This window comes from Pseudomonas sp. RC2C2 (assembly GCF_018390435.1).
Classification (GTDB): domain Bacteria; phylum Pseudomonadota; class Gammaproteobacteria; order Pseudomonadales; family Pseudomonadaceae; genus Aquipseudomonas; species Aquipseudomonas donghuensis.
The window spans coordinates 943,775-967,824 of sequence record NZ_JAHBAX010000001.1; the positions used below are offsets into that span (position 1 = coordinate 943,775).

Genomic DNA, 24,050 nt, shown 5'->3' on the forward strand with positions numbered 1-24,050 from the left:
GCCTGGGGGGCTGCTACGCAGCCCATCGCCGGCAAGGCCGGCTCCCAGAGGGTCGGCGTGTATTTTTACAGGCGCTGCAGAATCAACTCCCCAGCCGCCCCGGGCAAACCTGGCTGGCCTGCCACACCCGGCTTGCCCGCGGCACCGCCAGCGGTGCTGTAAACCAGGCAGCCCTTGCTCGCGCCACCGGCCCCCGGCTTGCCGGCGGCCCCTGCCACACCTGGCGCGCCGCCATCGACCTGAACCACAATGCGCTCGGCCGGGAAATCCGCCGGCAGCGCCAGCCGTACCCGGCCACCAGGCGCGCCGTCATGGCCATTGCCGCCATTGTCGCCATTGGCCCCGCGGCTGGCCTGGCCCCAGGTGCAACCTCCCGGCTTGCCGTTGGCGCCATCGAGCCCGACGTATCCCGGAGCACCGGCCCCGCCACGGGCATCAATGGCCAGCGTCGAGGCCTGCAGTTCATGCAACTGCAACGCCAGGTTGCGCCCGGCCTTCGCCGCCTTTTCATAGGTCCCCGGCGCACCATGGGCGACAATCTGGCTACCCTCGCCCAAACTGGCCCGACTCACCTCGATCTGCAAGGTGGTGTCGGCCGGCACGATGGCAATCCGCGCGTCATGCCCCAGGTGTAACTCATCGATTTTGAAGTCGACCAGGCTGGCTGGCAGCAACAACGTGGCGGAATCCGCAACCTCCAGGCGCTGCAAATGCACGACGCTGGACTTGTTCGGCAAGCGCAGCACCGAATGGCTCGCCACGCTAATGGCATCGGCCAGGGCCAGGGGGCTGAACAACGCAGCCAGAATGATCAATTTACGCATGAGCAGCTTCCTTGCGGGGTGCAGGAATCGAAAGGACATGAAAAATACCCACCAGCAGGATCTGCAAGCGATCGAACCAACGATGGCTGCGCGTGCGCAAGCAACCATTGAACATCAACACTTCCAGCAGATGCAGGCCAAGCAGGGCGGCACCGGCGGCATTGATCAGCAGGTGGAAGGGATGCTCCAGGGGAATCAGCAGATTCACCAGCACCACCCACCAGAACACCACGGTCAGGGCCTTGGCCAGCCCCAGTAAGCCTTGCATAGGCGCCCCCCGTTGTTATTTTTCGGTGGCGATACCAGCCACGCCGGCATCGCCTGCAACAGTAACGGCTGACACGCTCCTTGTGCCAGTGGCTCAATCAATTAAGGTGCAGTTCCACCCTGCGATTTTGCGCGCGGCCGGCGTCGGTATCGTTTTCGGCGATGGGCTGGCTCTCGCCGCGCCCCTGGCTGGTGACTTTCGACGGTGCCAGCCCCTGACTGATCAGGTACTCGGCAACGCTGCTCGCGCGCCGCTCGGAGAGTGCCTGGTTGTAGGCATCGGAGCCTTGGCTATCGGTGTGGCCGATGACCTTGACGCTGACCACATTGGCGCCATTGAGCTTGCTGCCCAGCGCCTGCAATTGTTGCTGGGCCGCACTGGTCAACTGCGCCGAATCAGAGGCGAACATCACGGCCCCCTGATCGCTGAGGGTGATGACCTGCGAGGTGGCTGCAGGCTCCGGCGCCTTCTGGCTCACCGGGTACTGCGGCGACGGGCAACCGGTGTGGCTGACCGGGGTATTGGCCGGCGTGTCGGGGCAACGGTCACGACGATCGAACACCCCGTCTTCGTCTTCATCACCATCCTGGGCATAACAGATCAAGCCGCCGGCAATCGCACCGGCAGCACCGGCGCCAGCTGCCCAGGCAGAACTTTCGATGGCCCCCAGGCCGCCACCGACCAGACCGCCAAGCAGACTGCAGATAGGCCAGGTCCTTTGATTGAGTGGGGCGCTGCCATCGCTGTGGGTCGCGCAACCGGAGAGCAGGCTTGCGGCCAGAAGGACCGGCAGTGTGGCCTTGGAGAGAACACTCATGAGAATTGCTCCTGTGTCACCGGCCTCTACCGGTCACACAGGAGTAAAGACCGGCCTGCAGTACTTCTCAAGCCGCAGGCCGCGGTCCGTCGGCGTTTCAGCGCTCGATACGAATTTCCGTACGACGGTTCTGTGCCCGACCCTCGGCGGTGGCATTGTCGGCAACCGGCTGGGTTTCACCCGCGCCCTGCACCGAGACGAAGCTGGCGCGTGGCACACCGCTCTCGATCAGGTACTCGGTGACCGAATGGGCACGGCGTTCCGAGAGTTTCTGGTTGTAGGTATCAGAGCCTTTGCTGTCGGTATGGCCGGTGACACTCAAGCGAGCGTTCGCCGCTTCGCTTTTCAAGCGCGTGGCAATGGTATTGAGGCGCTCCTTGTCAGCAGCGGTCAGTTTGGCGGAGTCGAACTCGAAGTGAACATCGCGGATGACGATGACCTCTTCCTTGACCACGGCCACTTCTTCGACCACGGCCACGGGCTCTGGCGGACAACCGTTGGCATCGACCTGTACCCCACGCGGGGTACCCGGGCATTTGTCGCGGCTGTCCGGCACGCCATCACCGTCTTCGTCGCCATCGCCATGGGCCCAGCAATAGCCCGCCGCCATGCCTGCGCCAAGCAACGCGCCCCAGCCAGCCCAGCTGGAACTCTCGATGGCGCCCAGGGCTGCGCCGCCTACACCCCCGACGGCAGCACACTTCGGCCAGTCGGTTTTTTGCAAACCTGCACAACCAGTCAACACGCTGGTTAGCAGAACCAGAGGTAATGCTGTGCGTACTATGCTCATTTTGTTGCATCTCCTAGGGGGAATCGGTGCAAAACCGATGCTCTGGGAGTAAAGACCGCCTCATTGATATCCGCCAGCAATAGGCCATGATGCGGCGCTGCGGCACTATGCCAAGGGACGCCAGACCGTTAATCTTGCCCGATCTGACCGAGGATTCCCGATGATGGACGGCTTTTCCCAGCGCACCCCGCAACAGGCCCTTGCCGCCCTGCTCGATCGCTATGCGCCACAGCGGCTGCTATTGATAGGTGAACGATTTCCGGCACTGGAGGCGTTCGCCCAGGCCCATCCGCATGTGCAGATCGCCGTGGCCAGCCCCGGCCCGCTGCCTGGGGAGCTGGCGGCGCAACGCTTCGACCTGGCGCTGCTGGTCGATTGCCTGGAGCATCTGCCCAAACGTGACGGTCTGCAGTTGCTGGGGGGTATCCGTAACCTCAACGCCAGCCGCGTGGCGGTACTGGCCGACCTGAGCGCCTGCGGCTGGCAGGAAACCGATTTTTTCGCCCTGGCCCTGCAGGCCAGCGAAAAATTCCAACGGGATGCGCAGGTTCTAAACCTGTTCACCTATGATCTACATGAATACAAACAGGTCCCGGACTGGCTCAATGCCAAGTTCTGGGCCAACCCGGAAAATTTTGGCAAGTACTGGTGGTGAAGCAATGAGTGTCTCGGTTTGTCCCTGCGGTAGCGGCGATCTGCTTGATACCTGTTGCGGGCATTATCACGCAGGGCTTCCCGCCCCCGACGCGCAGACCCTGATGCGCTCGCGCTACAGCGCCTACGTGCTGGGGCTGGTCGACTACCTGGTGGCCACCACCCTGCCGGCGCAGCAGGCCGGGCTCGATCGCGAAGCGATCAAGGCCTGGAGCCAGCAAAGCACCTGGCTGGGCCTTGAGGTGGAAAGCGCCGAGGTGTTCGGCGGCAAGCCTGAACATGCGTTCGTAACCTTCACCGCCCGCTGGCACGACAACGACGGCGAGCATTGCCATCGCGAACGCTCAGCCTTCGTACAGAACCAGGGCCGCTGGTACTTCATCGACCCCACTGTCAGCCTCAAGGCCACGCGCAACGACCCCTGCCCGTGCAACAGCGGGCAGAAATTCAAGAAGTGCTGCTCCAGTTACCTGGGTAGCTGAGCCTGATGGCCCGCCTGTTGCTGATTGGCGCTCTGCTCCTGCAACTGGTGGGGTGCGCCAGCTGGCTGGACGCGGACTATCAAGACCCGCAGGTGCACCTGCTCAAGGTGGAACCGGTAAAGATGCGCCTGCTGCAACAGGAGTTCGTGCTCCATGTGCAGGTCGACAACCCCAACGACAGCCGTCTGTTCATCCGTTACCTGAGCTACAAGGTGCTGATCAACGACCTGGCGCTGACCGCAGGTGAAGCCAGCCTCTGGCGCAGCGTCGGCGCCCACGCGCGGCGCACCTTCAAGATCCCGGTGCGCACCAACCTCTGGCAGCAGGTCAAACCCCTGGCAAAATTGCTCAAAGGCAGCCAAGGTCCACTGCGCTATCGCCTGGAAGGTGAACTGAGCAGCGGATTATTCTTCGCCCGCGACCTGCACTTGTCGCGCAGTGGTGAGATAATTCCCGGCGATCTTATTCCGGAGTAACCCAAGATGACCCAGCAACCCCATGTCCATGGCCCTGACTGCAACCACGATCATGATCATCACGACCATGACCACGGCCATGTACACGGCCCGCACTGCAACCACGGCCACCAGGAGCCGGTGCGCAACGCCCTGAAGGACGTCGGCCGCAACGATCCGTGCCCATGCGGCAGCAGCAAGAAGTTCAAGAAGTGCCACGGGGCCTGATAGCGGCCTTGTAGCAGTGGCCGGCGCTTGTGCCCAGCACAGGTGCGGCCGCTAGCCCCTCCCGGCAGGATCGACGCCTCGTCAACTGCTGAAAATAAAGGCGGCGCCCCGCTTGCATGGTGTGATCGCGCTCACTAACGTAGCGCCTTTTACCGCCACGCCCTGCAGGAGCCTGATCATGGCCGCGCCAGCCCTTCCCCCTTTTACCCCCCGGTTCGGCGTAGCCGCTGTGATGCTCGGGCTATTGAGCCTGAGCGGCTGCCAGATGGCCGGCCAGCGTGACAGCGTGCTGCCTGCTACAGGCGTGCAGCCGCTCAAGGGCCTGGCGCAGAATGTTTCAGTGCGCCGCAACGCCATGGGCATGCCGCTGATCGAATCGAGCAACTTCCACGATGCGCTGTTCGCCCTGGGTTATGTCCACGCCGGCGACCGTATCGGGCAGATGGTCGGCATGCGCCTGCTGGCTCAAGGCCGCCTGGCGGAAATGGCCGGCGCCGATGTGCTGGAAGTCGACCGCCTGATGCGCGCGGCCAACCTCAAGGCCAGCGCCAACCAGCTGTATGCCGATGCCTCACCACGGCTCAAGCGTTTCTTCGAGGTGTATGCCCGCGGCGTCAACGCCTACCTGTTCCGCTACCGCGACAAGCTGCCGGCCCCCTTGGCCCAGAGCGGCTACCGCCCGGAATACTGGAAGCCCGAGGACTCGGCGCTGATCTTCTGCCTGTACACCTTCAGCCAGTCGGTCAACCTGCAGGAAGAACTCGCAGCCCTGGGCCTGGCGCAGAAAGTCGGCACCGACAAACTGGCCTGGCTGTTGCCCAGCTATCCTGACGAGCCCCTGGCCCTGGCCGAAACCGACAAGCTCAAAGGCCTTAACCTGAATAGCCAGCTCGCGGGCCTGGCGCCATTGACCGCGGCCAGCGAGCAACTGGCCGCGCTCAACCTGCTCGGCACGGCCGGCGCCAGCAACTGGGCGATTGCCCCGCAGCGCAGCCGCAGCGGCAAGAGCCTGATGGCCAGCGATACCCTCGGTGCCTGGGCCATGAGCCCGGTGCAGATCCGCTCGCCCAAGTACCAGGCCGCTGGCGTGTCGATTGCCGGCCTGCCGCTGGTGCTGTCCGGCTACAACGGCAAGCTGGCCTGGAGTGCCAGCGCGGTGATGGCCGACAACCAGGACCTGTTCCTGGAAAAACTGCGCAAGGAAGGCAACCGCTTGATGTACCAGGCCGACGGCAAATGGCTGCCGGCCCAGGCCCGCAACGAGACCTTCTTCATCAAGGGCCAGCGCCCGCTGCGTGAGACCCTGTACGACACCCGCCACGGCACCCTGCTCGGCCAGCCGCAGAATGCAAGCCTGGGCCTGGCCTTGCGCATGCCCGAGTTCAAGGGCGACCAGAGCCTGGACGCCTTCTTCAACCTGTCGCGGGCGCAGAAAGTCGAGCACGCGTTCGACAACACCCGCGAGATCGGCGCCGCGGCGCTGAACTTCGTCTTTGCCGACGCCAGCAATATCGGCTGGCAAGTCAGCGGACGCTTCCCCAACCGCCGCGAAGGCCAGGGCCTGCTGCCGTCGCCGGGCTGGGACGGACGCTACGACTGGGACGGTTACGCCGACCCGATGCTCCATCCCTACGACCAGGACCCACCCCAGGGCTGGCTTGGCAATGCCAACCAGCGCAGTGTGCCCAAAGGCTACGGCATGCAGCTGTCCAACAGCTGGTACTACCCCGAGCGCGCCGAGCGCCTGGCGCAACTGGCCGGCAATGGCAAACATGACAGCCGCAGCCTGATCCTGATGCAGAACGACCAGACCACGCTGTTTGCCGACAAGCTGAAAAAGATGTTCGAAGCGCCCGGCATGGCCCAGCCCCTGAAGCAGGCAATCGACGCCCTGCCCGCCGATCAGCGGACCAGGGCCCGTGAGGCTTACACCCGGCTGATGGCCTTTGACGGCCGGCTGAGCAGCACATCGGCAGATGCCGCCCTGTACGAACTGTTCCTGCAGGAAAGCGCAAAACTGACCTTCCTCGACGAGCTGGGCCCCGAATCCGGCCTGGCCTGGCAGGCGTTCGTCGGCAATGCCCGGTTGTCCTATTCGGCCCAGGCCGACCACCTGCTCGGTCGCGAAGACAGCCCATTCTGGGACGATCAGAAAACCGCGCAAAAAGAAGACAAACCGACCATTCTTGCCCGCAGCCTCGCTGCGGCCGTCAGCGCCGGCGAAGCGCAACTGGGCAATGACCACCGCGCCTGGCAATGGGGCAAGCTGCACCAGTACCGCTGGCCGGTACCGACCTTCCACGGCCTGGGTGATACCGTCAGCCGCGGCCCGCTGGCCAGCGGTGGTGACCACAGTACCCTGAACCCGGCGCCCTACGCCTGGGGCAAGGACTTCAACGCGCAACTGGCACCGTCGCTGCGCATGGTGGTGGACTTCGGCCAGGTCGAACCGCTGCAACTGCAAAGCAGCAGCGGCCAGTCCGGCAACCCGGCCAGCCCGCACTTTGCCGACGGCCTGGATGCCTGGTTCAAAGGCCGCTACATGAGCCTGCCGGTGCAGCCGCAAAACTTCGACCGCGCCTATGGCAGCAAGCGCCTGACCCTGGTGCCGGGCAAGTAACCCCGGTACAACCACCCGCAGCCGGTGCAATGCCGGCTGCGCTGATCCATATCAACAGCCCCCGCCACCAAATCCATTACAACGAAACTGAGGCCGGTTTCGTTACCAACCTCTGCCTGATGAACCATAAAAACGATTGCAGCCCTGCGCCCAGGGGACCACCCCACGCCAGGTGATTAAAGGAATAATGCAATGGCATCTGCCTTCTCCCGTCTGGCCCTGGTGGCCACGACCGTGTTGTCGTTCTGTGCACTCGCCAGTGAGCCGCCCCCGGCAGCGGCGGCCGACCCCGAACTGCTTGCCCGCGGCAAGTACATCGCCCAACTGGGCGACTGCATCGCCTGCCACACCGCCCCGCAAGCGCCGCAAATGGCCGGCGGCCTGCAACTGCAAACGCCCATGGGCACCATCTATTCGAGCAACATCACCCCCGATCCAGACACCGGTATCGGCCGCTACAGTTTTGAACAGTTCGACAAGGCCATGCGCGAAGGTGTTACCCCGGACGGTACCAACCTCTACCCGGCAATGCCCTACCCGTCCTACGCGAAAATGAGCGAAGAGGACATGCGCGCCCTTTATGCCTACCTGATGCACGGTGTGACGCCGATCAGCCAGACCAACCAGGAAGCGGACATGAGCTGGCCGTTCAACATGCGCTGGGGCTTGTCGTTGTGGAACTTCGCCTTCGTCGACACCCAGCCCTTCGAGCCCGACCCCAACAAGGATGAGGTGCTCAATCGTGGTGCCTACCTGGTGCAAGGCCTGGGTCATTGTGGTGCCTGCCACACCCCACGCGGCATCGCCTTCCAGGAAAAAGCCATGAGCGACGCCGGTCGCAGCGGCAAGCACTTCCTCGCCGGCGAAACCGTTGAGCACTGGCGCGCCCTGAGCCTGCGCAACCTGTGGACCGTCGACGACACCGTGCAACTGCTCAAGACCGGGCAGAACCGCTTCGCCACGGTGTCGGGCAACATGGCCGACGTGATCCATCACAGTACCCAGCACTTCAGTGATGGCGACCTGATTGCCATCGCCAGCTACCTGAAGTCCCTGCCGCCGGGCAAGGACGACCTGCCGATGCCGGACATCCCGCTGGCAGCTGCAGCACCGGATGACCTGTTCAGCAGCCGTGGCGGCCTGGGCTACACCCAGTTCTGCAGCGATTGCCACCGCCCCGACGGGCGCGGGGTCAAGGGCCTGTTCCCGCCATTGGCCGGCAACCCGAGCATCGCCTCGGCCAATCCGACCTCCTTGCTGCACATCACCCTCACCGGCTGGGAGACCGCGCAGACCGCCACCCATTCGCGGGTCTACACCATGCCGGGGTTTGCGCGCCTGGCCGATGAAGAGATCGCCGAGATCCTGAGTTTCGTGCGCAATCGCTGGGGCAACAACAGCTCGCCGATCACTGCCAAGCAGGTGAAGACACTGCGTGAGCAACTCAACCCGCAGACCACCGACTCGACGGCATTTGAAACCCCGCGCCTGGCCAACCTGCTGGCTGCCGCCAACGCCGACCAGGTCATCCGTGGCATGCGCCTGCACCTGCAAACCCGCGAGTTGCTGCCGAACAACGTCGGTAACGCGCTGAACTGCACCAGTTGCCACCTCAACGCCGGCACCGTGGCCGATGGTTCGCCGTTTGTCGGCGTCTCGGCATTCTTCCCCAGCTACGCACCGCGGGCGGGCAAGGAAGTCACCCTCGAAGAGCGCATCAACGGCTGCTTCCGTCGTTCGATGAATGGTAAACCGCTACCGCCGCAATCAGCGGATATGCAGGCGATGGTGGCTTACTTCGACTGGATGAAGATGAACACCCTGCCGGGCGACAAAGTGGCCGGACGCGGGGTCGGCAAGATCGATACCGCGATCAAGCCGGACCTGGACAACGGCAAGCAGGTGTATGCCGAACAATGTGCGGTGTGCCATGGCAGCAATGGCGAGGGCCTGGCCCGTGAAGACGGCAGCCTGGTGTACCCGCCACTGTGGGGCGAGCAGTCGTTCAACATCGGCGCCGGCATGGCCCGCACCTATACCGCCGCAGCATTCGTCAAACGCAACATGCCGATTGGCTTCCACGAGAAGTTCCCATTGGGCCAGGGTGGCTTGAGTGATCAGGAGGCGGTGGATGTCGCGGCCTGGTTCTCGCAGCAACCACGGCCGGACTTCCCGGACAAGGTCAAGGATTGGCCCAACGGTGGCAAACCGGTGGATGCGCGCTACTAAAAGCGCCGCGCTACAGCCCATCGCTGGCAAGGCCAGCTCCCACAGGATCATGCATACACCGATCCATTGTGGGGGCCGGCTGGAATATGGTGTGAAACTTGCTATCACTGTGTTGTCTGGCATCGACCGGTAACGGCTTTGTGCCACCCCAACACTTTGCGAATCCAAGGACACACAATGAAAAAAGCATGGCTGACGCTTTCCGCACTCGCGTTGTGTCTGGCTGCGGGGAATACCCTGGCCAAGGAATACAAGGAGCTGCGCTTCGGCGTTGATCCGTCTTATGCACCATTCGAATCGAAGGCCGCCGACGGTACCCTGGTGGGCTTCGACATCGACCTGGGCAATGCCATCTGTGCTGAGCTCAAGGTCAAGTGCAAGTGGGTGGAAAGCGACTTCGACGGCATGATTCCAGGGCTCAAGGCCAACAAGTTCGATGGTGTAATCTCGTCGATGACCGTTACCCCGGCGCGGGAGAAAGTCATCGATTTCTCCAATGAGCTGTTCTCCGGTCCCACCAGCCTGGTGTTCAAGAAAGGTTCCGGCCTGACCGCCGACCCGGCCTCGCTCAAGGGCAAGACCGTCGGCTACGAGCAGGGCACTATCCAGGAAGCCTACGCCAAAGCCGTGCTGGACAAGGCCGGGGTCAAGACCCAGGCCTACCAGAACCAGGACCAGGTCTACGCAGACCTGACCTCCGGGCGCCTGGATGCCTCGATCCAGGACATGCTCCAGGCTGAGCTGGGCTTTCTCAAGTCGCCCAAAGGCGCCGACTACGAAGTCAGCGAGCCGGTCGACAGCGAATTGCTGCCATCCAAGACCGCCATCGGTATCAAAAAAGGTAACACTGAGCTCAAGGCGCTCCTGGACAAAGGTATCAAAGCGTTACACGACGACGGCACCTATGCCCAAATCCAGAAAAAACACTTCGGTGACCTGAACCTCTACAGCGGCAAATAACCCATGTGGGAACCGGCCACGCCGGTTCCCACCTGTTCGCGTCTACTGGCATAGGTTCGGTTCATGTTCGAAGACCTGCTGCAATTTCTGGGGCTCTCGGCATTCAGCTTGAAGGGTTTCGGCCCCTTGCTGCTGCAGGGCACCTGGATGACCATCAAACTGTCCTTCATGTCGCTGCTGGTCAGCGTTGGCCTGGGCCTGCTCGGTGCCAGTGCCAAACTCTCGCCAGTGCGCCCGCTACGCCTGATCGCCCAGGCCTACACCACGCTGATTCGCGGCGTGCCCGACCTGGTGCTGATGCTGCTGATTTTCTACAGCCTGCAAACCTGGCTGACCACCCTGACCGACACCATGGAATGGGAATACATCGAGATCGATCCATTCGCCGCCGGGGTCATCACCCTGGGCTTCATCTACGGCGCCTATTTCACCGAGACCTTCCGCGGCGCCATCCTCGCCGTGCCCCGCGGCCAGGTCGAAGCAGCCACCGCCTATGGGCTCAAACGCCTGCAACGTTTCCGCTTCGTGGTCTTTCCGCAAATGATGCGCTTCGCCCTGCCAGGCATCGGCAACAACTGGATGGTGATGCTCAAGGCCACCGCCCTGGTGTCGATCATCGGCCTGGCCGACCTGGTCAAGGCCGCCCAGGACGCCGGCAAGAGCAGCTACCAGCTGTTCTACTTCCTGGTGGTCGCCGCCTTCATCTATCTGTTGATCACCAGCGCCTCGAACGTCGCCCTGCGCTGGCTGGAACGGCGCTATAACGTCGGCACCCGGGAGGCCATCCGATGATCGAACTCTTGCAGGAATACTGGCGCGCCTTCCTCTACACCGACGGCACCCACATCACTGGCCTGGCCATGACCATGTGGCTGCTGACCGCATCGCTGGCCATCGGTTTCGTGGTGTCGATCCCGCTGTCGATAGCCCGGGTGTCGCCGCGCTTCTGGATTCGCTGGCCGGTCCAGTTCTACACCTACCTGTTTCGCGGCACGCCGTTGTATATCCAGTTGCTGATCTGCTACACGGGGATCTACAGCCTGGAAGCGGTGCGCGCCCAACCGCTGCTCGACAGCTTCTTTCGCGACGCGATGAACTGCACCATCCTCGCCTTTGCCCTCAACACCTGCGCCTACACCACGGAGATTTTCGCCGGGGCGATCCGCAGCATGAACCATGGTGAAGTCGAGGCAGCCAAGGCCTACGGCCTGCGCGGCTGGAGACTTTATGCTTATATCATCATGCCGTCGGCGCTGCGCCGCTCGCTGCCCTACTACAGCAACGAAGTGATCCTGATGCTGCATTCCACCACAGTGGCCTTCACCGCCACCGTGCCGGACATCCTCAAGGTCGCCCGTGACGCCAACTCGGCCACGTTTCTGACTTTTCAGTCGTTCAGCATCGCTGCGGCCATCTACCTGTGCGTGACCTTCGCCCTGGTAGGCTTGTTCCGCCTCGCCGAACGTCGCTGGCTGGCTTTTCTAGGACCGACACACTAGGACTGATATGCATCACTCGACTCACGACATTCTGGCGCCGGTTCCAGGCATTGCCCGGCAGATCCACAGCTTCCACTTCGGCCCCCCGCAAGCCGGCAAGATCTACATTCAGGCCTCGCTGCACGCCGATGAACTGCCCGGCATGCTGGTGGCCTGGCACCTCAAGCAACGCCTGGCTGAGCTTGAGGACCAGGGCTTGCTGCGCCGCGAGATCGTGCTGGTGCCGATTGCCAACCCGGTGGGCCTGGAACAGGTGCTGATGGATGTGCCATTGGGCCGTTATGAGCTGCAGAGCGGGGAAAACTTCAACCGCCACTTCGTCGACCTGAGCGACCAGGTCGGCGACCAGGTCGCCGATCACCTGAGCCAGGACCCGCAGCACAACATCGCGCTGATTCGCGAAAGCCTGCGCCGCGCCCTGGACGCCCATGTCGCCCACACCCCGCTGCAATCCCAGCGCCTGACCCTGCAACGCCTGGCCTGCGATGCCGAGATGGTGCTCGACCTGCACTGCGATTTCGAGGCCGTGGCACACCTGTACACCACCCCGGAGGCCTGGCCACAGGTCGAGCCGTTGTCACGTTACCTGGGAGCCCAGGCCAGCCTGCTGGCCACCGACTCGGGCGGCCAGTCCTTCGATGAGTGCTTTACCCTGGTCTGGTGGCAATTGCAGCAGCGTTTCGCCAAGCAGTTCCCGATCCCCCAGGGCAGCTTCTCGGTGACCGTCGAATTGCGTGGCCAGGGCGATGTCAGCCATCCACTGGCGGAACAGGACTGCGCAGCAATCCTCGATTACCTGACCCGCTACGGCGCCATTGAAGGCGAGCCCGCCGCCCTGCCCGCCCTGAGCTACCCGGCAACGCCGCTGGCCGGTGTGGAGCCTGTGGCGACGCCCCTGGGCGGCTTGCTGGTGTTTCACGCCAAACCGGGCCAGTACCTGCAAGCCAATGAGCTGATCGCTGAAGTCATCGATCCGCTCAGCGACCGGGTAACCCCGGTGCGCAATACCCAGCCCGGCCTGCTTTATGCCCGCTCGCTGCGGCGCATGGCCACCGCCGGTATGGTCGTTGCCCATGTGGCAGGCAACCAGGCCTATCGCAGCGGCTACCTGTTGTCGCCTTGAACCCTTACCTTTAGAGCCTGCGCATGTACAAACTGACCATCGAAGACCTGCACAAACGCTACGGCGAGCATCACGTGCTCAAGGGCGTTTCGCTCAAGGCCAAGACCGGCGACGTGATCTGTCTGATCGGCGCCAGCGGCTCGGGCAAGAGTACCTTCCTGCGCTGCATCAACTTCCTCGAACAACCCAACGAGGGCAGCATGACCCTCGACGGCAAGCCGGTGCACATGACCCACGACCATCATGGCCTGCATGTCACCGACCCGGACGAGCTGCAGCGCCTGCGCACGCGCCTGGCCATGGTGTTCCAGCACTTCAACCTGTGGAGCCACCTGAGCGTACTCGACAACATCGCCATGGCGCCGCGGCGGGTACTGGGGGTAAGCAAGCACGAGGCCGAAGAGCGCGCCCGCCGCTACCTGGACAAGGTCGGTCTGGCGCCGCGGGTGGCGGATCAGTTCCCGGCGTTCCTCTCCGGCGGCCAGCAGCAACGGGTGGCGATTGCCCGGGCGCTGGCCATGGAGCCGGAAGTCATGCTGTTCGACGAACCGACCTCGGCCCTCGACCCGGAGCTGGTCGGCGAAGTGCTGCGGGTGATTCAGGGCCTGGCCGAAGAAGGCCGGACCATGATCATGGTCACCCACGAAATGGCCTTCGCGCGCAAAGTGGCGAGCCAGGTGATGTTCCTTCACCAGGGCCTGGTGGAGGAACAAGGGCCGCCGGAAGAGGTGCTGGGCAATCCGAAAAGCGAGCGCTTGCGTCAGTTCCTGAGCGGCAACCTCAAGTAGGGGTCAGGCGATCGGCGCTGGTGGCGGCTCGTCGGGCAAGGTCGGCTCGCCCGGCTCCATCGGCGGATGTTCACCCGGTTGCGGTGAATCGGGGGTGTCCGGGTCAGGCTGACCGGGCACGCCGCCCGCCTGCACGCTATGCGGGTGCGGATGTGCCAGCAACGACCAGGCCAGCACCCCAACGCTGTTGGGCTGCAGCACGGCCAGCTTGGCACTGATGGTCGGGTCGAGTTTCATGGGCTGCTCCTGGTTGACGTCCGCCTGGCGTGTTGCCGAGCGGAACAGTTCAACTCATTGGAGTGTGCCGGGGGCGAGGAATTCCCTCGCTTTGTCGCCTCAGGTGCGTGGCAAGGTAACGCCGCGCTGGCCCTGGTATTTGCCGCCACGATCCTTGTAGGACACTTCACATTCTTCATCGGATTCGAGGAAGAGCATCTGCGCCACGCCTTCGTTGGCGTAGATCTTTGCCGGCAGCGTGGTGGTGTTGGAGAACTCCAGGGTCACGTGGCCTTCCCACTCCGGTTCAAGCGGGGTGACGTTGACGATGATGCCGCAGCGGGCGTAGGTGCTCTTGCCCAGGCAGATGGTCAGCACGTTACGCGGGATACGGAAGTATTCGACGGTGCGGGCCAGGGCGAAGGAGTTCGGCGGGATGATGCAGACGTCGCTCTTGACGTCGACAAAGCTGCCGGCATCGAAGTTTTTCGGATCGACGGTCGCCGAGTTGATGTTGGTGAACACCTTGAACTCGTCGGCGCAGCGCACGTCGTAGCCGTAGCTGGAGACGCCGAAGGAGATCAGCCGGTTGTCGCTCTCACCGCGCACCTGGCGCTCGACGAAAGGCTCGATCATGCCGTGTTCCAGCGCCATGCGGCGAATCCACTTGTCCGATTTGATGCTCATGGCGGGGTGTCCTGAAATTGCGTGGTGAAAAAATTCTGTGCGGCATCTTACCGGGCCCGGCGCCGGGTTCAAAGTTCCATGCGACATCAACCGTCGGATCCACGTATGACGGGGCCTGCGCGGGGGCCTGAAGCACCGTCAGTCATGAATTATGAGAAAGCTTCACAAGACCATTGGCACGTTCTGGAAAAAGGGTTAAGGTGACGCCACTGTGCTGCACGTGTCACTGAGAATATCTACCTGATGCAAGATTTCGATCAACCCATCTTCATGAATTTTCTGCCTCTTTGCACTCAGTCTCGGCCAGGGCGTTTCCTGAGTCGTAGTTAACTTTGTCCAAGGAGACAGACCATGTCCAATCGCCAAACCGGTACCGTTAAGTGGTTCAACGATGAAAAAGGCTTCGGCTTCATCACCCCACAATCCGGTGACGACCTGTTCGTACACTTCAAAGCCATCAAGGCTGACGGCTTCAAGAGCCTGAAAGAAGGCCAAGCGGTCTCTTTCATCGCTACCCGCGGTCAGAAAGGCATGCAGGCTGAAGAAGTAGAAGTTATCTAACTTCCGCTTTACAGCTTGAAAAAAGCCCCGCCCTTAACAGGTGGGGCTTTTTTTATGCCTTGATTTTAGGCTGTCTGGTGGCCCATCGCTGGCAAGCCAGCTCCCACAAGGTCCAGTGCATGCAGAACCTGTGGGAGCTGGCTTGCCAGCGATAGCATCACCTCAATCTTCGCTGATAGTGATATTCGGCATCGCCGGCGCCGCCGCTTCCTGCAGCACGATCCGCGCCCCGACCTGACGGGCCAGCTCCTGATAGACCATGGCAATCTGGCTTTCCGGCTCGGCAATCGCCGTCGGCTTGCCGCTGTCGGCCTGCTCGCGGATCAGCATCGACAACGGCAGCGATGCCAGCAGCTCGACACCGTACTGGGCCGCCAGCTTCTCGCCGCCGCCCTCACCGAACAGATGCTCGGCATGACCGCAGTTGGAGCAGATGTGCACGGCCATGTTCTCGACCACACCCAGCACCGGGATGTTGACCTTGCGGAACATCTCCACACCCTTTTTGGCATCGAGCAGCGCCAGGTCCTGCGGCGTGGTGACGATGACCGAGCCAGCCACCGGGACTTTCTGCGCCAGGGTCAGCTGGATATCGCCAGTGCCCGGCGGCATATCGATGACCAGGTAATCGAGGTCGTCCCAGGCCGTTTGCGTCACCAGCTGCAGCAGCGCCCCGGAGACCATCGGCCCGCGCCAGACCATCGGCGTGTTGTCGTCGGTCAGAAAGGCCATGGACATGACCTCGACACCATGGGCCTTGAGCGGCACGAACCACTTCTGTTCGCGGATCTGCGGCCGCGTGCCTTCGGCGATACCGAACATCACGCCCTGGCTCGGGCCATAGATATCAGCATCGAGAATCCCCACCCGCGCACCTTCACGGGCCAGGGCCAGGGCCAGGTTGGCGGCGGTGGTCGACTTGCCGACGCCGCCCTTGCCCGACGCCACGGCAATGATGTTCTTGACGTTGGCCAGGCCCGGAATCTGCGCCTGGGCCTTGTGTGCGGCGATCACGCAGGTGATCTCGACCTGCGCCGAAGCCACCCCGTCGAGACCTTCGACAGCCGTTTGCAGAACCTGCGCCCAGCCGTTCTTGAACAGACCGGCGGCATAACCCAGTTGCAGTTGCACGCTGACGCGATTGCCCTGGATATCGATGGCCTGGACACAGCCGGCGCTGACCGGGTCCTGGTTCAGGTAAGGGTCGGTGTACTGGCGAAGTACGGCTTCGACGGCTGCGCGAGTGACGGCACTCATGGAGACTCCCGTTATAAAGACTGAGCAAAACAGGCCACTATGCTAACCCGTCATACCTGTTCAGATACGTCCATGGGGTGAAATATATTTCCCGGCGTTTTATAGTGGCCGATCACCGTTTCATCTCAAGTAGCCGAAAAAAGTAGCCGAGCCCCCATGTCCGAGCCACGTCAGATTCTCGTCACCAGCGCCCTGCCCTATGCCAATGGTTCCATTCACCTTGGCCATATGCTCGAGTACATCCAGACAGACATGTGGGTGCGCTTCCAGAAGCTTCGCGGCAACCAGTGCATTTATGTCTGCGCGGACGACGCCCACGGTTCGGCCATCATGCTGCGCGCCGAGAAAGAAGGCATCACCCCCGAGCAACTGATTGCCGCCGTCCAGGCCGAGCACAGCGGGGATTTCGCCGACTTCCTGGTCGAGTTCGACAACTTCCACTCGACCCACGCCGAAGAAAACCGCGAACTGTCGAGCCAGATCTACCTCAAGCTGCGTGACGCCGGGCACATCGCTACCCGTTCGATCACCCAGTACTTCGACCCGGACAAAAAAATGTTCCTGGCCGACCGCTTCATCAAGGGCACCTGCCCCAAGTGCGCGACTGAAGACCAGTACGGCGACAACTGCGAAAAATGCGGCGCCACCTACGCGCCAACCGAGCTGAAGAACCCCAAGTCGGCGATCTCCGGCGCCACGCCGGTGCTCAAGGACTCGCAGCACTTCTTCTTCAAGCTGCCGGACTTCCAGGCCATGCTCCAGCAGTGGACCCGCAGCGGCACCCTGCAGGACGCGGTGGCCAACAAGATCGCCGAATGGCTGGATGCCGGCCTGCAGGAATGGGACATCTCCCGTGATGCGCCGTACTTCGGCTTCGAGATCCCCGATGAGCCGGGCAAGTACTTCTACGTCTGGCTGGACGCACCGATCGGCTACATGGCCAGTTTCAAGAACCTCTGCGCCCGCCGCCCGGAGCTGGACTTCGACGCGTTCTGGAGCAAGGACTCGAAAGCCGAGCTGTACCACTTCATCGGCAAGGACATCGTCAACTTCCATGCCCTGTTCTGGCCCGCCATGCTCGAAGGCGCCGGCTACCGCAAGCCGACCGGTATCAACGTGCACGGCTACCTGACCGTCAACGGCTCGAAGATGTCCAAGTCGCGCGGCACCTTCATCAAGGCCCGCACCTACCTGGATCACCTGGCGCCGGAGTACCTGCGCTACTACTACGCCTCCAAGCTTGGCCGCGGCGTCGACGACCTCGACCTGAACCTGGAAGACTTCATCCAGAAGGTCAACTCCGACCTGGTCGGCAAGGTGGTCAACATCGCCAGCCGCTGCGCCGGTTTCATCCACAAGGGTAACGACGGCGTCATGGTTGACGGCGACGCCGCACCAGAGCTGACCGAAGCCTTCCTTGCCGCCGCTCCGGGCATTGCCGAAGCCTACGAAGGCCGCGACTTTGCCCGCGCCATGCGCGAGATCATGGGCCTGGCCGACCGCGCCAACGCCTGGATCGCCGACAAGGCGCCATGGTCGCTGGCCAAGCAGGAAGGCAAGCAGGACGAAGTCCAGGCGATCTGCGCCCAGGGCATCAACCTGTTCCGCCAGCTGGTGATCTTCCTCAAACCGGTACTGCCCGTGCTGGCCGCCGACGCCGAGGCGTTCCTCAACGTCGCCCCGCTGACCTGGGCCGACCATCAGACCCGCCTGAGCAATCACCAGCTCAACCCGTTCAAGGCGCTGATGAGCCGTATCGACCCAGCCAAGGTCGAAGCCATGACCGCGGCCTCCAAGGAAGACCTGGCGGCCAGCCAGACCAGCGTCGTCACCGGTAATGGCGAACTGGCCAAGGACCCGCTATCGGCCGAGATCGACTTCGACACCTTTGCCGCTGTCGACCTGCGGGTCGCCCTGATCCTCAAGGCCGAAGCCGTGGAAGGTGCTGACAAGCTGCTGCGCCTGACCCTGGACATCGGCGACGAACAACGCAACGTGTTCTCCGGCATCAAGTCGGCCTACCCGGACCCAGCCAAGCTCGAAGGTCGCCTGACCATGATGATCGCCAACCTCAAACCGCGCAAAATGCGCTTTGGCATCTCCGAAGGCATGGTCATGGCAGCCGGCCCTGGCGGCGAAGAGATCTACCTGCTCAGCCCTGACAGCGGCGCCAAGCCGGGCCAGCGCATCAAGTAAGGTTCACGCCCCGGCCGATTGCGGCCGGGGCGTTCTCATCCTCGCGTCATTGCCGGATAATGGCGGACAGCCTCAGCATTCGGCCCCCTCATGAGCGAATTCTTTCTGGCCCTGGTCAGCGCCGCGCTGATCAACAACCTGGTCCTGCACCAGGGACTGGCCATCGACCCACTGCTGCGCAGCGCTACCGATCAGGATCGGCGCCAGGTGCATGCACTGGGGCTGGCAACCCTGGTGTTGCTGGTTTTGGCAGTCGGCCTTGGGCAACTGATCTACCGCCTGGCGCTGCTGCCCCTGCAGCTTGAGTACCTGCGCCTGTTCGTGTTCCTGCCGCTGTGCGTGCTGCTGATCAAGCCGCTGCTCACTCTGCTGACACGCCTGCTGCCCGCCCTGCCCTTTGACGGCTTGCTGCCCTTGCTGCTGGCCAACGTAGCGCTGCTAGGCTTGAGCCTGCAGGCCAGCGAAAACGGTTTTGGCGTCGCGCAAACCCTGGCCTGGAGCCTGGGTGGCGGCCTGGGCTTCTGGCTGGCCTTGAGCCTGTTCGCAGACCTGCGCCAACGCAGCGACAACGACGACATCCCAGAGGCATTTCGCGGCCTGCCGATCGAGCTGATTGGCGCCGGCGTGATGGCCATGGCGTTTCTCGGCTTTAACGGATTATTCAACCCATGAGTCTGATTCAACGCATCGACGCCCTGCTGCCGCAGACCCAATGCGGCAAGTGTGGCCACCCAGGCTGCAGGCCTTACGCCGAAGGCCTGGCTGCGGGCGAAGCGATCAACAAATGCCCACCCGGTGGCCGCGAGACCATCGCCGCCCTGGCCAGGTTGCTGGAAGTGCCGGTGATCGAACTGGACCCCGAGCGCGGCAGTGCTCCGGCGCAGGTCGCATTCATTCGCGAAGCCGAATGCATTGGCTGTACCAAATGCATCCAGGCCTGCCCGGTGGACGCCATTGTCGGCGCGGCCAAGCTGATGCACACGGTGATCAGCGCCGAATGCACCGGCTGCGACCTGTGCGTGGCGCCTTGCCCGGTGGACTGCATCGACCTGCTGCCATTGACGGTCAGCAGCAACATCGTGGCGATTGTCGGCGGCCTGGCCCAGGATGCCGAAACACTCGCAGCCCGCAGCCATAAGCGCAACCATGCCCGGCGCCGTTTTGAGCAGCGCAACAACCGCCTGCAACGCGAAGAAGCACGCAAGCAGGCCGAACGCCTGGCCCGCAGCCAGCGGGCAGCCAACCCCACCGCTGCCACCCCAAGCGCGGCGGTCGACGACCCGATCAAGGCGGCCATCGAACGCGTCAAGGCACAGAAAGCCGCGGCCGCCGATGCCGCCCTCAAGCAGGCCAAAATCGCCGCGGCCATGAGCCGGGCGCAATTGAGCAAGGCCAGGGCGGCCTTTGGCGATACCCCGAGCGAGACCCAGCAAGCACAGCTGGCGGAGCTTGAGCGCGAAGCGCAACAGGCCCAGACGCGCCTGCAAACACTACAACCGGCAGCCGACCATGGCCGCGACTGATAACAGCGAACGCCTGCGCAGCACCATGGGCCTGGTGCTGCTGGCCTGCGCGCCAGGGTTACTGACCCTGCTGTGGCTACACGGCTGGGGGCTGCTCTTGAACCTGCTGCTGTGCGCCAGCGCGGCACTGGCAAGTGAAGCGCTACTGCTGAAACTGCAACACCGGCCGATCCGACCCGCCCTGAATGATGGCAGCGCCCTGGTCACTGCCGTCCTGCTGACGGCGGCACTGCCGGCCTACACCCCCTGGTGGCTGCCAATGATTGCCGCCAGCAGCGCCATTGTCCTGGGCAAGCAACTCTACGGCGGTGTCGGCAAGAACCTGTTCAACCCGGCGATGGTCGGCTATGTGCTGGTGCTGCTGTCGTTTCCACAACATATGACCCAGTGGCCGGTCACCCAGGTACTGGGGCTGGCAGATACGCTGCAGCAGGTATTCGGCCTTGGTCCCGGCAACCAGCCGGATGCCTGGGCGCAAGCCACGGTACTGGACGGCCTGCGCAACAACCGCAGCCTGACCATGGATGAGCTGTTCGCCAGCCATCCCGGCTTCGGCCACTTTGGCGGCCGGGGCAGCGAAGCGGTCAATCTGGCCTTTGTACTCGGCGGCTTGCTGCTGTTACAGCGCAAGGTCATCAGCTGGCATGCCCCGGTCGGCCTGTTGGCCAGCTTGCTGCTGATCAGCCTGGTGTGCTGGAATGGCTCGGGCTCGGACTCCAATGGCTCGCCGCTGCTGCATCTGCTGTCTGGCTCGACCATGCTGGCGGCGTTTTTCATCGTCACCGAGCCGGTGTCAGGACCGAAAAGCCCAAAAGCCAAGCTGCTGTTCGGTATCGGCGCGGGCGTGCTCATTTACCTGATTCGAACCTGGGGCAGCTATCCGGACGGTGCCGCATTCGCGGTCTTGTTGATGAATCTCTGTGTTCCCACGCTGGAGCGCTGGGCAGAGCGCGGGCAGGCGCAAGCGCAATGAACACCACGTCGATACGCTCCACGGCGCTGTTGCTGGCCCTTGCCGTGCTGGCCGTGGGCGGCACAGTACTCTGGCACCAGCTCACCGCCCAGCGCATCACGGACGCCGAGCAGCAGCTCAAGGCCCAACGCTGGCTCAGCGTGCTGCCCGAACAGCACTACGACAACCAGCCGCTGCAACACCCCCTGCGCCTGGGGGCCGCGCCCCTGGATCACAGCCGCCTGCTCGCAGGCTATCTGGCGACCTTGCAGGGGCAGCCCCGCGCGGTCGTGCTGCACAGCCAGGCGCAGGGCTATGGCGGCCCGCTGGACTTGTTGATTGCCATCGATGACAGCGGCCGCCTGATCGGCGTAAAGGTGTTGCAACAACAGGAAACCCCTGGCCTGGGCGGCAAGCTGGTCGAACCCGGCAACACCTGGCTGCAAGGTTTTGTCGGCAGCAGCCGGCACACCATTGCCGATACCGCCTGGGCGCTCAAGCGCGATAGCGGTCAGTTCGATCAACTGGCCGGCGCCACCGTCACCTCCCGGGCAGTCATTCAGGCCACCCATGATGCCCTGCGCTATTTCGACGAGCATCGCCAGCAACTGCTGACAGGGGGCGCCAATGAATAGACAGTGGCTCGCGGCCATAAGCCTGGCGCCCTTGCTGGGGGCCACACAGACGTTAGCGCAGGCAAGTGCCATTGCGCTGCTCAGCCTGTTGATCATCGGCCTGCACCGGCTGTGCATGACGCCCCTGCACAAAGTGCTGGAGGCAAGCGCCAGCCTGATCGCCAGCGTGCTGCTGGCCGCCTTGCTGGTCACCTGCCTGGAGTTGACCCTGCGCGCCTGGGCCCTGCCACTGTCGCTGGCGCTGGGCCCCTATTCGGCACTGATCGCCGTACAATGCCTGGTATTCGAGTTCGCCCAGGGCGCCAGCGGCCGTTGGCGTACGGGGGCGGCCACACTGGGCGGTTTCGCTTTGTTGTGCATGGCCATGGGGCTGTTCAGGCAAGGGCTTGGCGAGTTTGCCAACCTGCGCCTGGCCAGCCTGTTGCCCGGTGCGCTGATACTTTTGGGCCTGATGCAGGCCCTTTACAACCGGGTTTGCCGACGGCCAGCCCCTACACGTCGTCAAGGAAAGCGTTGACCCCATGAATGCCGCCAAACGCCTGGAGATCTTTCGCAGGCTGCACGAAGACAACCCTGAGCCGAAAACCGAGTTGGCCTACAGCAGCCCGTTCGAACTGCTGATTGCGGTGATCCTCTCGGCCCAGGCAACCGATGTCAGTGTGAACAAGGCCACGGCCAGGCTGTACCCGGTCGCCAATACCCCGGAAGCGATCTACGCCCTGGGCGTCGAAGGCCTGTCCGAATACATCAAGACCATCGGCCTGTACAACAGCAAGGCGAAAAACGTCATCGAAACCTGCCGCCTGCTCATCGAACAGCACGAAAGCCGGGTGCCGGAAACCCGCGAAGCGCTGGAGGCCCTGCCCGGGGTTGGCCGCAAGACCGCCAACGTGGTACTCAACACAGCCTTTCGGCAACTGGCCATGGCCGTCGATACGCATATCTTCCGGGTCAGCAACCGTACTGGAATTGCGCCGGGCAAGACTGTCCTGGAGGTTGAAAAGGCCCTGATGAAGTTCGTGCCCAAGGCTTACCTGCTGGACGCCCACCACTGGCTGATCCTGCATGGACGCTATGTGTGCCAGGCGCGCAAACCCCGCTGCGGGAGTTGCCGGATCGAAGATTTGTGCGAGTACAAGCACAAAACCTCGGACGATTGAGAAGATAGTGAAAACACTGCTCAACCGATTGAAAAAATCTTTTTTACCCGCTCAGAAATTCTCGCTATAAGGTGCGCCAATGGCCCTCTTGGCTTGGAGTGACTTATGAGCACCGATAAAGAAGACCTGGTTGTAGATGATGACATCGCCACTGAAGAAGCAGATGACGATGTACCGGTTGAAGTGGCGAAAACCAACCTGAGCAAACGCCGCACCATCGACAACCTGCTGGAAGAACGTCGCTTGCAGAAGCAGCTGGCTGACTACGACTTCGACCTCTGAAGGGATGATGCCGTAAAAGCACAAAAGCCTCCTTGATGGAGGCTTTGTTGTTTCTGGGTGTATCAAACCAGGCCGTTACGCTGGGCCAGCTCGATCAGATCGACCAGTGAGCGAGCATTGAGCTTGAGCAACAAACGCGTCTTGTAGGTACTGACCGTCTTGTTGCTGAGGAACATGCCGTCGGCGATCTCCTTGTTGGTCTTGCCGCGGGCAAGCTGCTGCAAGACCATCATCTCCCGGCCCGACAAGCGCTCGACCATGTCCGCCTCGCTCGAGCCACCCAGGTTCGAGCGCACGGAATGCAACGCCTGGTTGGGGAAGTAGCTGTAACCGGAAAGCACTGCCTTTATGGCACTGAGCAGTTCGGTGAGATCCTGCTGTTTGCAGACATAGCCCGCAGCCCCCGTTTGCATGCAGCGCATGGAAAAATGCCCGGGCGCCTGCGAGGTCAGCACCAGCACCTTGATGCTGGCATTGTTGGCGGTCAACCTGGCGATCACTTCAAGGCCGTCAAGCTTGGGGATACCGATGTCCAGGATGACGATATCAGGACCATGCTCGCGCGCCAGCTGCAATGCGTCCACACCGTTATCTGTCTCGGCAATGACTTCATAACCATGCCGCTCCATCAATATGCGTACAGCCAGGCGAATGACCGGATGATCATCCACGATCAGGACTTTATTCATGAGCAAAATCCAATTGTTCGCTGTTCTATTATTTTGAGCTCGCACAATAGCCTAGTTGTACGACATATTGTATTGCGCCGTTAACAAGCAAATGCATACAAGGACGCAACCTACGGGCTTTAGAGAATTATCCTACAAGCCAGCAAAACCAAAGT

At 62.6% G+C, this 24,050-nt stretch carries 27 protein-coding genes and 1 pseudogene; 20 read left to right on the forward strand and 8 right to left on the reverse strand.

Features of this window, described 5'->3' with window-relative positions; translation table 11 throughout:
* Window positions 1-65: 65 nt before the first annotated feature.
* The 4 genes from KHO53_RS04365 to KHO53_RS04380 all read right to left on the reverse strand — a co-directional run bounded on the left by KHO53_RS04365 (window position 66) and on the right by KHO53_RS04380 (window position 2,699).
* A complete protein-coding gene (locus tag KHO53_RS04365; protein ID WP_010221071.1) occupies window positions 66-824 on the reverse strand; it encodes a hypothetical protein in 759 nt (252 codons plus the stop codon).
* Window positions 817-1,092 carry a DUF1145 domain-containing protein gene (locus KHO53_RS04370; protein WP_010221070.1) on the reverse strand — a complete coding sequence of 92 codons (276 nt, stop codon included), beginning with the start codon at window positions 1,090-1,092 and terminating at the stop codon, window positions 817-819. Before KHO53_RS04370 ends, KHO53_RS04365 begins: the two co-directional genes overlap by 8 nt.
* A gap of 97 nt (window positions 1,093-1,189) precedes the next feature.
* Window positions 1,190-1,909 carry a PA1041 family peptidoglycan-binding anchor lipoprotein gene (locus KHO53_RS04375; protein ID WP_010221069.1) on the reverse strand — a complete coding sequence of 240 codons (720 nt, stop codon included), beginning with the start codon at window positions 1,907-1,909 and terminating at the stop codon, window positions 1,190-1,192.
* A gap of 97 nt (window positions 1,910-2,006) precedes the next feature.
* A complete protein-coding gene (locus KHO53_RS04380; protein ID WP_010221068.1) occupies window positions 2,007-2,699 on the reverse strand; it encodes a PA1041 family peptidoglycan-binding anchor lipoprotein in 693 nt (230 codons plus the stop codon).
* Window positions 2,700-2,859: 160 nt separating this feature from the next.
* Here KHO53_RS04380 and KHO53_RS04385 point away from each other — a divergent pair, with 160 nt between their 5' ends.
* From KHO53_RS04385 to KHO53_RS04435, 11 genes are all read left to right on the forward strand, one after another.
* Window positions 2,860-3,354, forward strand: a complete 495-nt coding sequence (locus KHO53_RS04385; RefSeq protein ID WP_026001193.1) for a DUF6231 family protein — start codon at window positions 2,860-2,862, stop codon at window positions 3,352-3,354.
* A gap of 4 nt (window positions 3,355-3,358) precedes the next feature.
* A complete protein-coding gene (locus KHO53_RS04390) occupies window positions 3,359-3,835 on the forward strand; it encodes a YchJ family protein (RefSeq protein ID WP_010221066.1) in 477 nt (158 codons plus the stop codon).
* A 5-nt stretch (window positions 3,836-3,840) separates the two neighbouring features.
* The gene (locus tag KHO53_RS04395) at window positions 3,841-4,311 is read left to right on the forward strand and encodes an LEA/WHy family protein (protein ID WP_010221065.1); all 471 of its coding nucleotides are present in this window, start codon (window positions 3,841-3,843) and stop codon (window positions 4,309-4,311) included.
* 6 nt (window positions 4,312-4,317) lie between these two features.
* Window positions 4,318-4,518, forward strand: a complete 201-nt coding sequence (locus tag KHO53_RS04400) for an SEC-C metal-binding domain-containing protein (RefSeq protein ID WP_010221064.1) — start codon at window positions 4,318-4,320, stop codon at window positions 4,516-4,518.
* A 178-nt stretch (window positions 4,519-4,696) separates the two neighbouring features.
* Window positions 4,697-7,138, forward strand: a complete 2,442-nt coding sequence (locus KHO53_RS04405; protein ID WP_100782843.1) for a penicillin acylase family protein — start codon at window positions 4,697-4,699, stop codon at window positions 7,136-7,138.
* A gap of 192 nt (window positions 7,139-7,330) precedes the next feature.
* Window positions 7,331-9,367, forward strand: coding sequence for a c-type cytochrome (locus KHO53_RS04410; protein ID WP_100782842.1), 2,037 nt, complete (start codon window positions 7,331-7,333; stop codon window positions 9,365-9,367).
* Between the two features lie 177 nt (window positions 9,368-9,544).
* Window positions 9,545-10,327, forward strand: a complete 783-nt coding sequence (locus KHO53_RS04415) for a transporter substrate-binding domain-containing protein (protein ID WP_010221061.1) — start codon at window positions 9,545-9,547, stop codon at window positions 10,325-10,327.
* A 63-nt stretch (window positions 10,328-10,390) separates the two neighbouring features.
* Entirely contained in the window at window positions 10,391-11,119 is a 729-nt protein-coding gene (locus tag KHO53_RS04420) for an ABC transporter permease (RefSeq protein ID WP_010221060.1), read from the forward strand.
* Window positions 11,116-11,826, forward strand: coding sequence for an ABC transporter permease (locus tag KHO53_RS04425; protein WP_010221059.1), 711 nt, complete (start codon window positions 11,116-11,118; stop codon window positions 11,824-11,826). Before KHO53_RS04420 ends, KHO53_RS04425 begins: the two co-directional genes overlap by 4 nt.
* A 7-nt stretch (window positions 11,827-11,833) precedes the next feature.
* The gene (locus KHO53_RS04430) at window positions 11,834-12,949 is read left to right on the forward strand and encodes a succinylglutamate desuccinylase/aspartoacylase family protein (protein ID WP_010221058.1); all 1,116 of its coding nucleotides are present in this window, start codon (window positions 11,834-11,836) and stop codon (window positions 12,947-12,949) included.
* Between the two features lie 23 nt (window positions 12,950-12,972).
* On the forward strand, window positions 12,973-13,737 hold the full coding sequence (locus tag KHO53_RS04435; RefSeq protein ID WP_010221057.1) for an ABC transporter ATP-binding protein: 765 nt from the start codon (window positions 12,973-12,975) through the stop codon (window positions 13,735-13,737).
* 3 nt (window positions 13,738-13,740) lie between these two features.
* On the opposite strand, the gene KHO53_RS04440 is transcribed toward KHO53_RS04435, so the two are convergent.
* Both KHO53_RS04440 and dcd read right to left on the reverse strand, forming a co-directional pair.
* Complete coding sequence (locus KHO53_RS04440; RefSeq protein ID WP_010221056.1) at window positions 13,741-13,974, reverse strand: hypothetical protein; 234 nt, start codon at window positions 13,972-13,974, stop codon at window positions 13,741-13,743.
* Window positions 13,975-14,073: 99 nt separating this feature from the next.
* The gene (dcd, locus tag KHO53_RS04445) at window positions 14,074-14,640 is read right to left on the reverse strand and encodes a dCTP deaminase (RefSeq protein WP_010221055.1); all 567 of its coding nucleotides are present in this window, start codon (window positions 14,638-14,640) and stop codon (window positions 14,074-14,076) included.
* Between the two features lie 351 nt (window positions 14,641-14,991).
* Between dcd and KHO53_RS04450 the strand changes: the two genes are divergently transcribed.
* Entirely contained in the window at window positions 14,992-15,201 is a 210-nt protein-coding gene (locus KHO53_RS04450) for a cold-shock protein (RefSeq protein ID WP_010221054.1), read from the forward strand.
* A 162-nt stretch (window positions 15,202-15,363) separates the two neighbouring features.
* On the opposite strand, the gene apbC is transcribed toward KHO53_RS04450, so the two are convergent.
* On the reverse strand, window positions 15,364-16,458 hold the full coding sequence (apbC, locus tag KHO53_RS04455) for an iron-sulfur cluster carrier protein ApbC (protein WP_213570028.1): 1,095 nt from the start codon (window positions 16,456-16,458) through the stop codon (window positions 15,364-15,366).
* Between the two features lie 156 nt (window positions 16,459-16,614).
* Here apbC and metG point away from each other — a divergent pair, with 156 nt between their 5' ends.
* The 8 genes and pseudogenes from metG to KHO53_RS04495 all read left to right on the forward strand — a co-directional run bounded on the left by metG (window position 16,615) and on the right by KHO53_RS04495 (window position 23,206).
* Window positions 16,615-18,654: a methionine--tRNA ligase gene (gene metG, locus KHO53_RS04460; RefSeq protein WP_010221052.1), complete on the forward strand. Its 2,040-nt coding sequence runs from the start codon at window positions 16,615-16,617 to the stop codon at window positions 18,652-18,654.
* A 90-nt stretch (window positions 18,655-18,744) separates the two neighbouring features.
* On the forward strand, window positions 18,745-19,326 hold the full coding sequence (locus tag KHO53_RS04465) for an Rnf-Nqr domain containing protein (protein WP_036996647.1): 582 nt from the start codon (window positions 18,745-18,747) through the stop codon (window positions 19,324-19,326).
* A pseudogene (rsxB, locus tag KHO53_RS04470) lies at window positions 19,323-20,159 on the forward strand (electron transport complex subunit RsxB); the annotation flags it as partial. The gene KHO53_RS04465 and the pseudogene rsxB, both read left to right, overlap by 4 nt.
* A gap of 4 nt (window positions 20,160-20,163) precedes the next feature.
* Window positions 20,164-21,150, forward strand: a complete 987-nt coding sequence (locus KHO53_RS04475) for an RnfABCDGE type electron transport complex subunit D (protein ID WP_010221049.1) — start codon at window positions 20,164-20,166, stop codon at window positions 21,148-21,150.
* Window positions 21,147-21,764: an RnfABCDGE type electron transport complex subunit G gene (locus KHO53_RS04480; RefSeq protein ID WP_036996649.1), complete on the forward strand. Its 618-nt coding sequence runs from the start codon at window positions 21,147-21,149 to the stop codon at window positions 21,762-21,764. Before KHO53_RS04475 ends, KHO53_RS04480 begins: the two co-directional genes overlap by 4 nt.
* Window positions 21,757-22,281 carry an Rnf-Nqr domain containing protein gene (locus KHO53_RS04485; protein WP_213570029.1) on the forward strand — a complete coding sequence of 175 codons (525 nt, stop codon included), beginning with the start codon at window positions 21,757-21,759 and terminating at the stop codon, window positions 22,279-22,281. Before KHO53_RS04480 ends, KHO53_RS04485 begins: the two co-directional genes overlap by 8 nt.
* A gap of 4 nt (window positions 22,282-22,285) precedes the next feature.
* Window positions 22,286-22,924, forward strand: coding sequence for an endonuclease III (gene nth / locus KHO53_RS04490; protein WP_010221046.1), 639 nt, complete (start codon window positions 22,286-22,288; stop codon window positions 22,922-22,924).
* A 105-nt stretch (window positions 22,925-23,029) separates the two neighbouring features.
* Entirely contained in the window at window positions 23,030-23,206 is a 177-nt protein-coding gene (locus KHO53_RS04495; protein ID WP_036996652.1) for a PA3496 family putative envelope integrity protein, read from the forward strand.
* Window positions 23,207-23,268: 62 nt separating this feature from the next.
* Here the strand turns inward: KHO53_RS04495 and KHO53_RS04500 are convergent, their stop codons facing one another.
* The gene (locus KHO53_RS04500; RefSeq protein WP_010221044.1) at window positions 23,269-23,895 is read right to left on the reverse strand and encodes a response regulator transcription factor; all 627 of its coding nucleotides are present in this window, start codon (window positions 23,893-23,895) and stop codon (window positions 23,269-23,271) included.
* Between the last annotated feature and the right edge of the window lie 155 nt (window positions 23,896-24,050).

Bases quoted from the DNA above. Each gene is read 5' to 3' on its own strand.
- KHO53_RS04365 (WP_010221071.1), bottom strand. From the start codon at position 824: ATGCGTAAATTGATCATTCTGGCTGCGTTGTTCAGCCCCCTGGCCCTG.
- KHO53_RS04370 (WP_010221070.1), bottom strand. From the start codon at position 1,092: ATGCAAGGCTTACTGGGGCTGGCCAAGGCCCTGACCGTGGTGTTCTGG.
- KHO53_RS04375 (WP_010221069.1), bottom strand. From the start codon at position 1,909: ATGAGTGTTCTCTCCAAGGCCACACTGCCGGTCCTTCTGGCCGCAAGC.
- KHO53_RS04380 (WP_010221068.1), bottom strand. From the start codon at position 2,699: ATGAGCATAGTACGCACAGCATTACCTCTGGTTCTGCTAACCAGCGTG.
- KHO53_RS04385 (WP_026001193.1), top strand. From the start codon at position 2,860: ATGATGGACGGCTTTTCCCAGCGCACCCCGCAACAGGCCCTTGCCGCC.
- KHO53_RS04390 (WP_010221066.1), top strand. From the start codon at position 3,359: ATGAGTGTCTCGGTTTGTCCCTGCGGTAGCGGCGATCTGCTTGATACC.
- KHO53_RS04395 (WP_010221065.1), top strand. From the start codon at position 3,841: ATGGCCCGCCTGTTGCTGATTGGCGCTCTGCTCCTGCAACTGGTGGGG.
- KHO53_RS04400 (WP_010221064.1), top strand. From the start codon at position 4,318: ATGACCCAGCAACCCCATGTCCATGGCCCTGACTGCAACCACGATCAT.
- KHO53_RS04405 (WP_100782843.1), top strand. From the start codon at position 4,697: ATGGCCGCGCCAGCCCTTCCCCCTTTTACCCCCCGGTTCGGCGTAGCC.
- KHO53_RS04410 (WP_100782842.1), top strand. From the start codon at position 7,331: ATGGCATCTGCCTTCTCCCGTCTGGCCCTGGTGGCCACGACCGTGTTG.
- KHO53_RS04415 (WP_010221061.1), top strand. From the start codon at position 9,545: ATGAAAAAAGCATGGCTGACGCTTTCCGCACTCGCGTTGTGTCTGGCT.
- KHO53_RS04420 (WP_010221060.1), top strand. From the start codon at position 10,391: ATGTTCGAAGACCTGCTGCAATTTCTGGGGCTCTCGGCATTCAGCTTG.
- KHO53_RS04425 (WP_010221059.1), top strand. From the start codon at position 11,116: ATGATCGAACTCTTGCAGGAATACTGGCGCGCCTTCCTCTACACCGAC.
- KHO53_RS04430 (WP_010221058.1), top strand. From the start codon at position 11,834: ATGCATCACTCGACTCACGACATTCTGGCGCCGGTTCCAGGCATTGCC.
- KHO53_RS04435 (WP_010221057.1), top strand. From the start codon at position 12,973: ATGTACAAACTGACCATCGAAGACCTGCACAAACGCTACGGCGAGCAT.
- KHO53_RS04440 (WP_010221056.1), bottom strand. From the start codon at position 13,974: ATGAAACTCGACCCGACCATCAGTGCCAAGCTGGCCGTGCTGCAGCCC.
- dcd (WP_010221055.1), bottom strand. From the start codon at position 14,640: ATGAGCATCAAATCGGACAAGTGGATTCGCCGCATGGCGCTGGAACAC.
- KHO53_RS04450 (WP_010221054.1), top strand. From the start codon at position 14,992: ATGTCCAATCGCCAAACCGGTACCGTTAAGTGGTTCAACGATGAAAAA.
- apbC (WP_213570028.1), bottom strand. From the start codon at position 16,458: ATGAGTGCCGTCACTCGCGCAGCCGTCGAAGCCGTACTTCGCCAGTAC.
- metG (WP_010221052.1), top strand. From the start codon at position 16,615: ATGTCCGAGCCACGTCAGATTCTCGTCACCAGCGCCCTGCCCTATGCC.
- KHO53_RS04465 (WP_036996647.1), top strand. From the start codon at position 18,745: ATGAGCGAATTCTTTCTGGCCCTGGTCAGCGCCGCGCTGATCAACAAC.
- KHO53_RS04475 (WP_010221049.1), top strand. From the start codon at position 20,164: ATGGCCGCGACTGATAACAGCGAACGCCTGCGCAGCACCATGGGCCTG.
- KHO53_RS04480 (WP_036996649.1), top strand. From the start codon at position 21,147: ATGAACACCACGTCGATACGCTCCACGGCGCTGTTGCTGGCCCTTGCC.
- KHO53_RS04485 (WP_213570029.1), top strand. From the start codon at position 21,757: ATGAATAGACAGTGGCTCGCGGCCATAAGCCTGGCGCCCTTGCTGGGG.
- nth (WP_010221046.1), top strand. From the start codon at position 22,286: ATGAATGCCGCCAAACGCCTGGAGATCTTTCGCAGGCTGCACGAAGAC.
- KHO53_RS04495 (WP_036996652.1), top strand. From the start codon at position 23,030: ATGAGCACCGATAAAGAAGACCTGGTTGTAGATGATGACATCGCCACT.
- KHO53_RS04500 (WP_010221044.1), bottom strand. From the start codon at position 23,895: ATGAATAAAGTCCTGATCGTGGATGATCATCCGGTCATTCGCCTGGCT.